Below are 14,234 nucleotides of genomic sequence, written 5' to 3'. Positions count from 1 at the left end.
CAGCTCAGTCGTCCAGCCGCACCCCGCGGAGCAACAGCATGGTTCCGCCAACAGCCACGGCGGATGCCAGGAACACCCCTGCCGCTCCAAGACCTACCGCCACCACCCCGATGGCACTGGGGAGGACCACCTGGCCCACCCTGTTTCCCGCGAGCCTCAAAGCCAGTGCCCGTCCGCGCTGCCCTTCCGGCGCCTGGGCTGAGAGCCACGACATGGTCAGGGGCTGGCCAATTCCGAGCCCCAGGCCCAGGAAGGCCATGACCACAAAGAGCAGCCACACGGGCATGGGAATGGCAGCCACGGCCAGTGCAACCGTGGAAACGGCCAGGCTCAGGATCAGCAGTTTCATGCGCCCCAGTTTTCGGGTCACGCTGCCGAGTCCCAGCCGGGAAATCATGGAGAACACCGCCCGGACGGTCAGCATCAGGCCCACGGTGGCGGCCGTGAGGCCGCGTTCGGCGCCGAGTGCAGGCAGATAGACCACGGTCAGGTCCACTACTGCCAGGACGGTGGCGCTGGTGGCCAACGCGCGGACGACGCCGGGAGTCCGGAGAAGGGCCAGTGAACTGCCCTTGGTACCCGTGCCCTTGGCTGTGCGCCTGCCCCGGCTGACCTTCGAAGAGATCACGAACGTGGTCAGGAACATCACCAAGCTCATGGCGGTCGCGAGGAGGAAGATCGCCTGCGTGTTCGGTCGAACGGAAGCACCGCCCACCACGGAGATCGCCAACGGTCCGAGGGCTTGGCCCAAGGACGCGGCGAAAGTCAGGTAACCAAACGCCGAGTCGAGCCGGGAAGCCGCAGCATTGTTGGCCACCACCGCCTGCTGACCCACCACGCAAGCCAGCTGGCCTGCGCCCAACAGCGCCGTTCCAGCCACCAGCGCGGGGACTGACGTCCCCCAAAACAACAGAAAAGCCGAACAACCCAGCACGACGGCGGCTCCGATCGCCATGAGCCGACGCTCACCAAGGCGGTCCACCAGTCCGCCGATGGGCAGGGCGAGCAGCAGGGGAAACACTGCGTAGCTGGCGGCGAGAAGGCCAAGGGCGAACCCGGGAACATCCAATTCGAGTGCGCGGTACGTGGTAGCCGGGCGGACCAGGAATGTGACGGCTTGGATGAGCGCCGAATGGACCAGGAGTGCGGTGGACGAGCGCCGTCCGAGTTCGCCGATCATTCGATGACGAGGCCGGAGGCGGAAATGACCCGCAAGGTCTCCTCCCGCGCGCCGATCACGTGGTCGAAGGCAACCTTTGCTGCCTTTTCCGCGTCCTTGGAACCGATCGCCTCGACCAGGAGCCGGTGATTGGCGAGTGCTTCGTGGCGGCGTTCGGGAGCGTTGTTGGTGAAGTACCGGTAGCGCTCAACCTGGCTGGCGATCTGGCCATGGAAGCGTTGGGCCCAGGAGTTTCCGGCGATTCTGGCGATCGCGGCGTGCAGGGCAACCCCGTACTTCATGGCTTCGTCGGGAAACTCCACCATCGCGGCATTCCGGGCGACGATTCCCTGAAGTTCTTCCAGATCTGCCGCGGTGGCATTGGCGCACGCTTCGCGGGCCATCAGGGATTCCAGGGCGGCCCGGACGTCGTACAGCTCTGAAATCACCTTCTCATCCAGCGCCGGCACCAGCACTCCCCCGGTGGGCTGCTGCTCAAGCAGGCTCTCCGAAACCAAGCGACGCATGGCCTCGCGGAGTGGAGTGCGGCTGACCTTCAGTTCAGCCGCCATGGCTGGTTCGTAGATACGCTCACCCGGTTTCAGTTCGAGGCTGAGGATCCGGCGCTTCAGCTCGCCATAGACCAAGTGAGCCCCTGTGTTGCGTGATTGTGGATCTGCCAAGTGATGCCGCCCTGCCGAGAAGAAGGTGTACTTGTATACATCTATACATGGTTGGGGAAGTGGCGGGCAATCTTGTTACCCCTCTGACCACATCCGACCAACCCCGTTCGAGCCTGTTCGAGTGCCTTGTTTACCACCCCAAGAGCCTCATAGTCTCGGCTTGCCCGGCCTTCCCCGAAGCCCGGACAGCACCCAATGAAACCCCGACGATGAGGTCCACCCATGGCGTTTTCCGCGCGAAGAATCCGACGGCCAGTGGCAGTCCTGGCGGCAGCCGTTACAGCAGCCGCGAGCCTGGCACTCATGCCCGCAACCACACTGCAAGCACACGCAGACGATGCAACAGCCGTCACCATCACCCCGAACCCCGCCACCCGCGGCGAAGCGTTCGAAGGGTGGGGAACCAGCCTGGTGTGGTTCGCGAATGCGACGGCGGGCTACTCCCCCGAGCTGCGGGAGGAGCTGTACCAGAAAGTTTTCGGGGAGGACGGACTCAACCTCAACATCGCCCGATACAACGTGGGCGGAGGCAACGCGTCAGACGTAGCCAACTACCTCAACGATGGCAGCGCTGTGGAGGGATGGTGGAAGCCGGTGGCCGAAGCGCAACCCGGCCAGCCGGCGTCGAACCTGTACAACCCGGATGGAACCGTCGACAAAGCGCAGGCCAACAAGCTCGCGTTCCTCAAGGCATGGAACCCGGACGATCCCGCGTCCTACAACCCCGACGCCGACCAGAACCAGCGCTGGTGGGTGGAACGCCTCGCCGCGGATCAGCAGATCACCCATTGGGAAGCGTTCAGCAACTCCCCGCCGTGGTTCATGACCAAGAGCGGATATGTTTCCGGCCAGGTCAACACGGCCAAGGGCGAAAATCTCCTGCCCGAAGCCGAAGCCAAGTTCGCCGCCTACATGAGGAACGCCGTCGAACTTCTCGAAAAGGGAAGCGGCATCAAGGTCAATACCATCGATCCCTTCAACGAGCCGAACTCGGGCTACTGGGGCACGGACATCAACGCCACCACCGGCAAACCGCCCACCACCTACACGCAGAAGCAGGAGGGTGCGCTGATTTACCCCGCGGCCCAGGACCGCGTGACCAAACTGCTGTCCGCTGAGCTGGAGAAGGGCACCACGGGCGCCGTCATCTCCGCGATGGACGAGACCGACCCCACCAAGTTCATGACCAACTGGAACGGGTACAGCCAGGAAGCCAAGGACGCCGTAGCGCAGCTCAACGTCCACACGTACGGCACCAATGACCGCCGCCGCGTCCGGGACCTGGCCAGCTCCACGGACAAGCCGCTGTGGATGAGCGAGGTGGGCGGATTCTGGCCGGGCAACCCTGCGCTGGGCGACTCCACCAGCGGCTGGGACCGCTCCAACATCACCAACGGCCTGGGCATCGCCAGCCGCATGGTCAACGACCTCCGTGAGCTCGACCCCAACGCCTGGGTCTTCTGGCAGCCTGTGGAGGACACGTACAAGCAGGAGAAGGCTGATAAAGGCTGGGGTTCCATTTACGTGGACTTCGACTGCAACTACGCCGGCCGGGAAGGCTACTCAAACCGCAGGATCAACGACGGCGCCACCTTGGATAACGCCAAGTGCAAGGTCCTGACCAACCAGAAGTACAACACCACCCGCAACTTCACCCACTTCATCCGGCCCGGCGACTTCCTGATCCAAAACGACAACGCCAAGACCGCCAGCGCCCTCCGTGCCGACGGCAACGGCGCCACGCTGGTCCACTTCAATGACACCCCGACGCCGGAAAAGGTCACCATTGATCTCAGCCGCTTCGGCAGCATCGCGCCGGGTGCCCAGGTCACGCCCGTGGTCACCACCAAGTCGCCGCTGGATGACATCGAGAAAAATGCGCTCGTGAAGGGTACCCCGGTTACAGTCGACGCCGCGGCGAAGTCCGCGACGCTCGAGGTTCCTGCCGCATCAGTGGTGACGTTCGTCGTCGACGGCGTCAGTGGAGTTTCGGACGACGCCGCACCGGTGCAGGACGGCCACAGCTACCACCTCAGCGGTGAAGCGAGCGGCAAGTACCTGACCGGGCGTACGGATGGATCTGCCTCGATTGAAGGACTGGGCACGGACGCTGCCGGGGTGGCTCCGCAGATGTGGACGTTCAACGCCGTGAATGGCAAGGATGGGGTCGCCAACGATCGCCGCTGGGTTGTCACGAACAAGGATGGCCGGGTGCTCACGGGCAATGGTGGCGTGCTGAACGGTAGCCAGAGCGGTGCGGCAACACTGGCTTCCCTGACATTGGACCAGGCGAAAGCCACTCCTTCTGCACAGTGGATAGTGACCACTGAAAACGGCAAGCAGTGGTCCTTGGTGAACGCCGGCGCGGCGATTGCGCTGCAGGTTTCGGGCAATCAAACGGCTGCTGGAACATCGGTGGCCCTGGCGTCGTCTACCGGAACTACGGCTACCGCTACCGCCAGCCCACATCAGGCGTGGGCCTTCACGGATATCGCTGACTTAAAGCTCTTGGGTGTTTCGCCCGTTGACTTGAGCACACTCACCGGCGTTGCGCCAACCCTCCCTTCGACAGTGACTCCGCTGTATAAGTCGGGTCCGGGCAAGCCGCTGGCCGTTACCTGGTCCGCAGTTGATCCGTCGGTCTGGCAGAAGGACGGCAAGGTAACCCTCCGCGGTTCCGGCGTTGACCCTTACGGGCAGGTTTTTGACGACGCGCTCCTCACTGTGACGGCGGGGCAGTACGTCGCCACGGATCCCGCCACCGTGACAGTTGGTGTTGGCTCTACCGTCGCTGCCGTGCAGGCTGCTGCACCTGCAACCGTCCCCGGACAGATCGGCGACGGACCTGCCCGCAACCCGATTCCTGTGGTGTGGGACTGGGCTTCCTTGTCTGACTCTGCGTTGGAATCCGTTGGTTCCGTGACCGTTCCTGGCAAGGCCGGCTCCCTGCCCGCGACACTCACCATCGTGGTAGTGAACCGGGTTCCCAGCATCAACATCTGCAAGGAGGACCCCACCACAGCCGCCACCGCCAGCTACACCGAAGGCTCGTACATCGCGAAGAACACGTGCGACGCCAATGCCTCTACGCGATGGTCCAACTGGGTGAGCGGCGGCCGGGCCGGTGACAGCCTGAATTACGCCTTTAGCCGCGACTACACCGTTTCCTCCGTGACCGTCACGTCTGCGGAGAAAGCGGCGCAGAGCCTTAAGGTCCAGTACCAGGACGCGACCGGAGCGTGGAAGGACACCTCCGCGGGAACCATCACCGGCCTGTCCACTTCTTCACCAGCGACGGTTCGTTTCGACCCCGTCACCACCCGTGGGATCCGGGTGTCGTTTGTGACCACGGCTTCGTACACGAAGATCGCAGAGGTAGCCATCGCCGGATCCCGCTTGGCGGACAGCAGCCTTGCCGACCTCGGCCGCCTGCTGGTGAACCAGGCATCCGTAGTGGGCTTCGCTCCGGCGACCACCGACTACCGGGTGTTGTCGACGTCGGCGACTCCCGCCGTCGTCGGCTACCCGCTGGACACGAACGCAAAGGTGACGGTTCAGCAGGCAACGGCGGAAAGCCCGACGGCGGTAATCACCGTGACAGCGCCCGACGGCACCACGAAGGAGTATCGCGTGAGTGTGTCCACCGGCAAGGACGCGTGCAAGAACGATGGGTGGAAGACGAGTCCGTCACCCGTATTCAAGAACCAGGGGCAGTGCGTGAGCTTCTTCGCGGCTGGTAAGTAGTGGATTCTTGAGCCAGCGAGGCCCCTCCGGATGTGGATCCTGGGGGGCCTTGCTGTGTCGTTACCGAAGCGGGACGAGCGCGCGCAAATGAACAGCGCATGGAACAAGGTAATTCCTTGGCCCTCAAAGCCGTCTGAGCCTTCAGCCACGCACCCAACGGTACGGCGTCGTCGTCGAAACTTTGAGCAGCCCGGAGCGCTCCAGGATTGGCCTCGAGAATTCGGTGGAGTCGCTGTGGATGAGTGTCTTTCCCAGCTCAAGGGCGGCCTGAGCGCGGCGGGCGGTCAATGCCCGGTAAATCCCCCGGCCGCGCCACTCCTCCCTTGTGGCACCACCCCAGATCCCGGCGAAGCTTGTGCCGGGCACTGGCTCCAGGCGTCCGGCGCTGACCATCCGGCCCTCCGCTTCGGCCACCCACAGTTGCATCCCGTCACCCAGCGAGAGCCGTCGCAGCAAGGCCTCAGCCATCTCATCCGACACCGGTTCGCCAAAGACTTCATCCTGCATCGCGCTCATGGCCCGAACGTCCGGCTCGTCCCTGACTTGCCGCAGCGTCACGCCGTCGGGAAGTGGCACGGCTGTGTTCAGAGCCTTCGCTTCACCGATCATGATCGACTCCGGCTCGTCCTGGGCGAAGCCGTTCTCAATGAGCGCCTCGTGCAAACCCGGAGCGTGATCGTGCCCGCGGGATTTCCATTCCACCCTGGTGATCTCAGGTTCAGCACGGAAGTAGGCGCCTGCCTCAGCGACGAGCCGCTTCACGGTCGGCGCGTCCGCATCATCCAGATCCCTGTACGTGACGAACCCGCGACCCTTCATGAAGGTCACCAAGCGCAGGGGGCCATACTGGGTCACTTTGAGGGCACTTGGGGTCTCAGCGTCGGTGCGAAGGTCCTGGTCATAGGCCGCGAGGAAGCGTGCCCGATCATCGGTTTGGCTCATCCAGCGAGCCTACTGCAGACCCTCGTGGGCTCCCCACGCACGCCCCGGGCAACCGACTCGATGGTTTGCTGCGCGTTAGACGGTAGGAGTCGTCTACTGTGCAGCTAGGCGTCGAAACGGGCGAGCCGCGCGAGGGCCACAGAGGCGCCGTCGGGGAACACGAAGCGGCCGCCATCCTCTCCGGCAACAAACGTGACACCAGTATCCGCCGCAGCACCTCCGTCACCGGCGAGAACCACGACGGCGGCGTAGTCGCCATCGTGCGCGGTGCCCAAGGTGCCCACCCACGGAATGGCGAGTTCCGACCCCATGGGGTGTGCGCCAGAACGGACGAAGGTCCCCGATGTATCCAAGGACAACCCAAACCCAGGCACGGGAAGCACCGAGCTAACCACGGAGGAGGCACTGTCCACCGGCCATCCCCCAATCCTGAGCGGAGCGACCGAAGAACCGGCAACGCGTACCAACCGCAGCTCAACAGCACCCCGCGTCGCTGACACCACGGTTACAGAAGGCCCAGGGGTCGCGGTGCCGGTGACGCCGCTGCCGTGATCGGGTCCGGCGTCGGGGTCGGGTTCGATCCAGTGGGCAGTGAACCGGGAAGCGCCCACCTGGACGCCGCCCTCGGCAAAGGAGCCCAAGTACTCAAACCCGGTCCGATGCGTCAAGGCGCCGTCAGGGGAAAGGAACACCACGGCATTGTCCCGGGATTCCGGGTTCAGGTCGGGGAACGTGTGCGTGGAGTAGCCAAAGCGGGCATACAGCGGAGAGTCGGACACCAAGGCCCCGGGAACGGCGTGATCCGTGGCATGGTTCCGGATCCGGACAACCCCGTCCGCCGCAGTCCCGTCCACCTGCCACCCCGGAGCAGTGATGAGGCGCTGCGTGTCGGCAACCTCAACGGGCAAAGGCGCCTCCACCGCAGTCCACACCCGGTGATCCGCGGGCAGCGCGAGCCCGAGCATGCCTTTCGCGGCCCAATACGGGGAGCCAAAGCCGGAGTACGCCTGCTTCATGCCCGCGAACTCGCCATGCCAACCGATGGAGAGGAGGCCGTCCTCAGTGATGGAGCCGTGGCGGGCAAAGTAGTCGAGCATCCCTGAGGCAGCCCGGCGGGCCATGCCCGGCGCCAACCGCGTGTGCCCGGACAATTCCCCTACCCAGAAGGGGGCGGCCGCCGCGAATCGGTAGATCAGGCTCCTGCCTTGGATCAGCGGAGCTCCGTTCGCACCGACCAAATACGCAGCGTCGTCCAGGTAATCTGCCAGCCGGTCGCCGTCGAGCGCTTTCCGGGCAATCACCCGCGGATCGTTGGGTGCCATCAGGGCCCACAGCTGCGGATAAACCTGAAACGCCCAACCCACGTAGTGGTCATACGCGCGCTCGGGACCGTCCGCGAACCAGCCACCGCCCCGGTACAGCGAGTCATGGATGGCGAGCCCTGCGTCGATGTCCTCGTCCGAAGACCGCCCGCCCACCGACGCCAGGAACGTCTCCACCACGATCTGGAACCACACCCAGTTGATGGGCGGATATTCCTCGCCGATCACGGTCTCCAACCACGCGATGAGCTGCTCCTGCACGCGCTCCGGCAGTTTGTCCCACAAAACGTCGCGGGTCAGTGCCAAGCCAACAGCCAACGACGCCGCCTCCACCTTCGCCTGCCCCAGCTCGCCCGGCGTCGGCCACCGGTCTGGATTCGCGGGGTTGGTTCCGGCATCAAGGCCCGCGGCGTACCAGTCGGCGATCCAGCCGGTGGTAGCTGGGTCGCCCGCGATTCGGAACGAGGCCAACAGGAAGGTCCGGGCGAAGGCTTCCAGTGAATCACTCCGCGGGCCGTACCGGCTGTTGGCCCCGGGAAGGTGGATGTTGGCGTGATCCGGGGTGCCAAAGTGGTGCGCCGAGCGCAGGAGGTGGTCGGCGTAAGCACACCAGTGTTCGCGGGTGAGGCCGGTGCAGGGTGAGAGCTGGTAATCCAGGGGCGGCAAAAGCATCAGAGCGAATCCTCCAAGACGACTCCAGCCAACCCTCGCGGTGCGCCTACGGATGATTCCCGGACAATGAGCTCCGGGTTCAGGTCAATTCGATGCACGGGGCGCATCCTTCCTTCGGCCAGGCGTGCAGCCATGAGCTGCACCGCAACCTTGCCGACGTAGCTTTTGGGAGGCCGGACGGCGGAGATGGCCGGTTCAGCCAGATAGGCGACTTCGTCGTCGTAGCCCACGATCGCCATGCTTCCGGGAACGTCCACGCCACGGTCCACGCAGTGCTGCACGAATGCCACAGCCTGGGTATCCGAATGCACCAGCATGGCGGTGGTCCCGGTGGAGCGGCAGAGTTCCAGGACGTGGTCGAAGTGCTTGGCACGGTCGCCGTTGTCCAGCTTCGCCGAATCCTCATGGATTGATGCGTCCAGCGGGATTTTCAGCGCAGCCAGTGCCTGCTTCCAGCCCCGGACCACGTGGGGACTGGTGGGGCTGGTGGAGTCCGTGAGGCAGCCAATCATGCGGTGCCCCTCCTGCCAGAGATGGCGTACGGCCATGCCGGCACCGAAGGAGTGATCGGTGGCGACCCACTCGAGCCGGTGCGCGGGGATTTCCGCCGGTGCCCGCCGTTCGGCCAGGATCACGGGAATCGGCAGGGCATTGAGCCAGCGGAGCAACTCCTTGCCGTGCTCGCCACCCATGTCCGGTGCCACGATCAGCCCGTCGATGTTCTGGGTGTCCAGCAACGCCTGGACTTGGCGGCGGTTGTCTGCGGCATCGTAGGCGGAGCCCCGGACCAGGATCCGGAGGTTCTGCGCTTCGGCCTCCCCGCGCGCACCGGAAATGACCTGCGGCCAGTAATAGTCCAGCGATGGAACCACCATGCCGATCGAATAGCTGTGCGCCGCCGGCCGTCCCACCGCCACCGACCGGTCCAGCGGACTCGGCAGCGTCGCCCCACCGTGGACGCGGGAGACCAGTCCTTCGTCCGCGAGCGTGTTCACGTCGCGCCGGATAGTCAGCTCACTGACGCCCAGTTTCGCGGCAATATCGCGGACCGTGATGGCCCCGTGGGCCCGTAACTCCTCCATCAGCCGTTCACGGCGCTGCAGGGAAAAGAGGGACTTGCCGCCCGTTTCCGGGGTCTGTTCGGAACTCAAGATGTTGCCTCCACCGTGAGGGTAAACGCGCCCGAGGCGCGGTTTTCGGCGGGCATGCGGAACCGGATCCGGGTCAGTTTCCCGCCCCAGATATCGCTGAGGAGCGGATCGTCGAGGTGCCATTCGTCCACCAGCACGACGGCGGTGGCGGGCTTCCAGCGGAGGTGCAGTCCCCGCCCGCCACTGACGGTTGGAATACCGTCGGGCGTGATGGTCGCCGTCGCGTCTGTACCGATGTGGACGGTGCCGGCAACCAGATAGGTGATGTCGACGTCGGGCGTTCCTTCGGGCGGGTGCATTCCCTCAGGCGCCTGTTCGGGCAGGTTCCAGCGGTCGTCAATCACCACGGACCCCTGCTCACGGTTCACTACCGAGGTGCGGATCCATTGCTCAGCGTGGTCCAGTCCGTAGGCGGCCCCGAGCCCGAGCGCGAGGGTCGGCTCCCCGGGAGTGGGCTCCTGGAGAACGGCCGCTTTGAATTCCGCGCCGGTCCCCTGTTCCAAGCCGAAGGGCGCCGGGACGCTGTGCCAGGCACTCTGCATGGCCCGGATCCGGTACCGATCAGGGCCGAACGTTTGCGCGGTGTATGTGGGCTGCCCGGCGTCGACCAGCAGGGGCACGCCATCGACGGCAACCACCACCGAACCGACGTCGCGGTGGTTGTGGTGCTCGCCGTTGTGTCCGCCCTTGGCCGCGAGCGTGAGCCCATCGCTGGAGCCTGGATTCTGGCGCGCGACCATGATCTGCACCGATGGCAGGTACGTCCCCCCACCAGGTAACGACAATTGTCCCGATGGACCCCCATTGCGAGGTCTGCTGTCGCTTAGTTGGGTGAGGACGCGGCCCAGGCCGGCGGCGGCGTTGGGCTCGGGCTCTGCCTCCATGAACGCGGCGGCGAGCCAGGCTGCTTCGGAGTCACCCAGCCGGACGGCCCAGCGGTGCAGCATGTCCCACGGGAGTCCTTGATGGGCACGGGCGGGGCCATCGGCAACGTTGAGGAACCACCGGTCCCCCAGGTGCATGCGGTGCGGGAAAGCGACCAGGGCGCGGATCACCGGCAAGTCCGGGTTGAGCACACCGCCACTGGCTTCTTCCAAGAGGGCGAGCCCTTCCAGCGCGCGGCCGGCACCATTCCACCAGTAGGCGAAGCCCTCGTCGATGGCGCCGTCTGCCGGGATGGAAGCGAGGAAGCGGTCCAGGCCCTCGATGCACCGGACAACAACCTGTGCCCGCAGCTCGGGATCGTCCACCAGCAACAGCGCGGCCACAATGATGTTCGAGTGGATCCACGGATTCCAGTTATGGACGTCTCCACGCAACCCCAGCCAGTGCCAGTCGAGGCGGTCCAGGAATGGTCGGATCACACGCTCGTGCGTCTCGAGCCGGAGGCGTTTCCGGAGGCCCGGGGCCCGCTCGTCCAGCGCATCACCGAGCACATGGTCCAGCCACGCCAACTGGGCCACCACTTCTCCGGCTCCCAGGTCCAGATAAGGCCGGGAACGATCCGGGACCACGTCGCCATTGCGGGTAAACACGTCGTCGTGCGCCGCCCAGCTCCACGAACTCTGCTCGCACAGGAGGTATGCCCCGTCGATCACCTCATCGAGCCAATTGGGCTCACCCACCGCAGCCATCACGACGGCGCGCGTCAGCCGTTGCTGTCTGCTCGCCACGAGCCCCTCGTATGCCGTGCGATTGCCGTCGCGGAAGTAGCGCGCGTAGTGGGAGACCAGTGGTTGGGGCCACGCGCTCCCCTTCTCCGCCGCTGCTTGGGCGCGCAGCTCCGTAAGGGGCTGGGCAGCAGCGCGCTGCCATCCGGCGTCGGACGCTGGACGGACGGTGAGGCGGTCACACGAGCCGCGGAGCGAATTCACCAAGGAGGGCGCGGCGGCTGCGGAGCCCCAGGCACTTCGCAAGGGATACAGGGGTGGCACCTCAACGGCGGCGATGCCGGTTGCCATAGGGATTCTTCTCTCATTTGTTCGAGTTTGAACGTTTCAGAACAAGTTCGATTGAGTTGAATGAACTGTCTTGTTTATGAGTATGTACTGATTATTAGATTTGATGCAACACATAAATCACGGTCGAACAGGCCACCGGAAATTTCGAAGGGAGGATCCCCTCAATGTCGCTCAAGCCCCAGGCACTGCTGGTCATGAATAGCGGAACCTTTGCTGACCAGTTCGATTCCACGCGACTGGAGCGGCTTGCCGGGCTCGTCGATCTTGGTGACCAACCGTGGACGGATTCCTTGGACGCACCTGAACTGGCGGGCCGCCTGGAAGAGGTGGAAATCCTCCTCACCAGCTGGGGGGTTCCCCAGCTGAACGCAGAGCGTTTGGAGCGCATGCCAAAACTTCGGGCAGTGTTCCACTGCGCAGGAACAGTCCGCAGCTTCGTCAGCGAAGCACTGTGGGACCGCGGCATCACCGTCACCAACGGCGCCGACGCCAACGCCATCCCGGTTGCGGAGTTCACGTTCGCCTCGATCGTCCTGGCAGGCAAGAAAGCACACGTGCTGGCCAACGACGCCCGTACGCACCGGGACAACTGGAGCTACATCAGCGATCGCGGCGAGCTGGGCAATATTGGCCGCGTCATCGGCGTCATCGGCTTCTCCCGCATCGGCCGCCGGGTGGTCCATCTGGTCCAGCAACTCCAGGACGTCACCTGCCTGGTGAGCGATCCCCATGCTGATCCTCTGGAGGTTGCGGCGGCCGGCGGTACGTTGGTCCCGCTTGAAGAGCTCTTGCCGGTATCGGACGTGGTCACCGTCCACGCACCCGCACTCCCAGAGACCCGACACATGATCAGCACGGCGGAACTCCAAGCCATGAAGGACCACGCGACGCTCATCAACACCGCGCGCGGGTCACTCATTGACACGGCAGCACTAGAGAAGGAGTGTGCCACAGGCAGGATCACGGCGCTGTTGGACGTCACGGAACCCGAGCCGTTGCCCGCCGAATCCACCCTGTACGACCTCCCCAACGTGATCATCACCCCGCACATCGCAGGTTCGCTCGGGACTGAGACCCGGCGGATGTCCGATGCCGCACTGGATGACCTTGAACGGTATCTCGCCGGCAAGGACCTCCTTGCCCAAGTAGTCCACGCGGACCTCGGCCTCAGCGCCTAGGCCCAAATACACCCGCCGCACCTGCGGCAAACTTGTAACCCAGTACTAAAGGAGAACGCAATGAAGCGCACAACCCTCGCCGCAATCGCCCTTGCGGTGACTGCAGGGCTTGGACTCACCGGTTGCGCAGGCGCCGCCGGTCCCGCGGAGCAACCGGCAGCAAACGGCAAAACCAAGCTGACCGTTTCGGTCTGGAACTACGAGGGCACCCCGGAGTTCAAGGCCCTCTTTGACGGCTACGAAGCTGCCAACCCGAACATCGACATTGAGCCCGTGGACATCCTGGCCGATGACTACCCCCAGAAAGTCACCACCATGCTTGCCGGTGGCGACACCACTGACGTCCTCACCATGAAGAACGTGATCGACTACTCCCGTTATGCCAACAACGGCCAGCTGCAGGAGATCAGCAGCGTTGTGGACAAGGTGGGCAAGGACAACCTGGCTGGCCTGGACGCTTTCGACATGGACGGCAAGTACTTCGCCGCCCCGTACCGCCAGGACTTCTGGCTCCTGTACTACAACAAGGACCTGTTCAAGGCTGCCGGGATCGAAGAGCCCAAGGACCTGACCTGGGAAAAGTACACGGAGATCGCCAAGAAGCTCACCACCGAGGCCGGCGGCAAGAAGGTCTACGGCACCTACCACCACATTTGGCGCTCCGTGGTCCAGGCCATCGCTGCCGCCCAGAACGGTGCTGACCAGAACAGCGGCGACTACGGCTTCATGGAGGATCAGTACAACACCGCTTTGGACCTGCAGAAGTCCGGCACCACCCTGGACTTCGGCACCGCCAAGAGCCAGAAGACCAGCTACCGCACCATGTTCGAGTCCGGCCAGGCTGCCATGATGCCCATGGGCACCTGGTACACCGCGGGCATCCTGCAGGCCAAGAAGGACGGGAAAACCAACGTCAACTGGGGCTTGGCTCCGATGCCGCAGAAGAACGACGACGGCAAGGTCACCACGTTCGGTTCGCCCACAGCCTTCGCTGTGAACAAGAACGCCAGCCACTCCGATGAGGCCAAGAACTTCATCGAGTGGGCCGCCGGAGAAGAAGGCGCCAAAGCCATCTCCAAGATCGGTGTTGTCCCTGCGCTGCAGAACGACGCCATCACGGACGAGTACTTCAAGCTGGACGGCATGCCCACGGACGAGCTCTCCAAGAAGGCGTTCTCGCCGGATGAGACCGCCCTGGAAATGCCCGTCAGCGACAAGTCCGCCGCCACCGACAAGATCCTCAACCAGGAGCACGACCTCATCATGGTCGGCGAGCGCTCCGTCACCGACGGCATCGCCGAGATGGGCAAGCGCGTCACCAGCGAAGTCCTGGGCAAGTAAGTCCAGACCAGCCACTGGCTCCGGTGCTGCGTCCCTGGACGCGGCACCGGGCCGGACCTGAATTCTCCGGATCCTGAAATG

At 64.4% G+C, this 14,234-nt stretch carries 9 protein-coding genes; 3 read left to right on the top strand and 6 right to left on the bottom strand.

Translation table 11 applies throughout. From position 1 onward, the window contains the following. Nucleotides 1-4 precede the first annotated feature (4 nt). Together NEK97_RS08970 and NEK97_RS08965 are read right to left on the bottom strand one after the other, a co-directional pair. Complete coding sequence (locus NEK97_RS08970) at nucleotides 5-1,180, bottom strand: MFS transporter (protein ID WP_257369481.1); 1,176 nt, start codon at nucleotides 1,178-1,180, stop codon at nucleotides 5-7. Then, nucleotides 1,177-1,842, bottom strand: coding sequence for a GntR family transcriptional regulator (locus NEK97_RS08965; protein ID WP_257369480.1), 666 nt, complete (start codon nucleotides 1,840-1,842; stop codon nucleotides 1,177-1,179). Before NEK97_RS08965 ends, NEK97_RS08970 begins: the two co-directional genes overlap by 4 nt. Nucleotides 1,843-2,145: 303 nt before the next feature. Between NEK97_RS08965 and NEK97_RS08960 the strand changes: the two genes are divergently transcribed. After that, a complete protein-coding gene (locus NEK97_RS08960) occupies nucleotides 2,146-5,586 on the top strand; it encodes a discoidin domain-containing protein (RefSeq protein WP_257369479.1) in 3,441 nt (1,146 codons plus the stop codon). Between the two features lie 141 nt (nucleotides 5,587-5,727). On the opposite strand, the gene NEK97_RS08955 is transcribed toward NEK97_RS08960, so the two are convergent. The 4 genes from NEK97_RS08955 to NEK97_RS08940 all read right to left on the bottom strand — a co-directional run bounded on the left by NEK97_RS08955 (nucleotide 5,728) and on the right by NEK97_RS08940 (nucleotide 11,634). Beyond that, the gene (locus NEK97_RS08955) at nucleotides 5,728-6,528 is read right to left on the bottom strand and encodes a GNAT family N-acetyltransferase (protein WP_257369478.1); all 801 of its coding nucleotides are present in this window, start codon (nucleotides 6,526-6,528) and stop codon (nucleotides 5,728-5,730) included. A 104-nt stretch (nucleotides 6,529-6,632) separates the two neighbouring features. Next, complete coding sequence (locus NEK97_RS08950; protein WP_257369477.1) at nucleotides 6,633-8,522, bottom strand: DUF2264 domain-containing protein; 1,890 nt, start codon at nucleotides 8,520-8,522, stop codon at nucleotides 6,633-6,635. After that, nucleotides 8,522-9,673 (bottom strand): LacI family DNA-binding transcriptional regulator, encoded by a 1,152-nt coding sequence (locus tag NEK97_RS08945; protein WP_257369476.1) that lies wholly within the window; start codon nucleotides 9,671-9,673, stop codon nucleotides 8,522-8,524. Before NEK97_RS08945 ends, NEK97_RS08950 begins: the two co-directional genes overlap by 1 nt. Further along, on the bottom strand, nucleotides 9,670-11,634 hold the full coding sequence (locus NEK97_RS08940) for a heparinase II/III-family protein (RefSeq protein WP_257369475.1): 1,965 nt from the start codon (nucleotides 11,632-11,634) through the stop codon (nucleotides 9,670-9,672). The genes NEK97_RS08945 and NEK97_RS08940 overlap by 4 nt, the downstream gene beginning before the upstream one ends. Nucleotides 11,635-11,798: 164 nt before the next feature. Here NEK97_RS08940 and NEK97_RS08935 point away from each other — a divergent pair, with 164 nt between their 5' ends. Continuing rightward, entirely contained in the window at nucleotides 11,799-12,812 is a 1,014-nt protein-coding gene (locus NEK97_RS08935; protein ID WP_257369474.1) for a hydroxyacid dehydrogenase, read from the top strand. Between the two features lie 60 nt (nucleotides 12,813-12,872). After that, nucleotides 12,873-14,153 (top strand): ABC transporter substrate-binding protein, encoded by a 1,281-nt coding sequence (locus tag NEK97_RS08930; protein WP_257369473.1) that lies wholly within the window; start codon nucleotides 12,873-12,875, stop codon nucleotides 14,151-14,153. Nucleotides 14,154-14,234: the final 81 nt, after the last annotated feature.

It is taken from the genome of Paenarthrobacter sp. UW852, assembly GCF_024608385.1.
Lineage (GTDB): Bacteria > Actinomycetota > Actinomycetes > Actinomycetales > Micrococcaceae > Arthrobacter.
This window is presented reverse-complemented; position numbering and strand designations above follow the sequence as displayed.

What these genes read in the sequence shown, in the direction of transcription:
- NEK97_RS08970 (WP_257369481.1), bottom strand. Translation starts at nt 1,180, where the DNA reads ATGATCGGCGAACTCGGACGGCGCTCGTCCACCGCACTCCTGGTCCAT.
- NEK97_RS08960 (WP_257369479.1), top strand. Translation starts at nt 2,146, where the DNA reads ATGCCCGCAACCACACTGCAAGCACACGCAGACGATGCAACAGCCGTC.
- NEK97_RS08955 (WP_257369478.1), bottom strand. Translation starts at nt 6,528, where the DNA reads ATGAGCCAAACCGATGATCGGGCACGCTTCCTCGCGGCCTATGACCAG.
- NEK97_RS08950 (WP_257369477.1), bottom strand. Translation starts at nt 8,522, where the DNA reads ATGCTTTTGCCGCCCCTGGATTACCAGCTCTCACCCTGCACCGGCCTC.
- NEK97_RS08940 (WP_257369475.1), bottom strand. Translation starts at nt 11,634, where the DNA reads ATGGCAACCGGCATCGCCGCCGTTGAGGTGCCACCCCTGTATCCCTTG.
- NEK97_RS08935 (WP_257369474.1), top strand. Translation starts at nt 11,799, where the DNA reads ATGTCGCTCAAGCCCCAGGCACTGCTGGTCATGAATAGCGGAACCTTT.
- NEK97_RS08930 (WP_257369473.1), top strand. Translation starts at nt 12,873, where the DNA reads ATGAAGCGCACAACCCTCGCCGCAATCGCCCTTGCGGTGACTGCAGGG.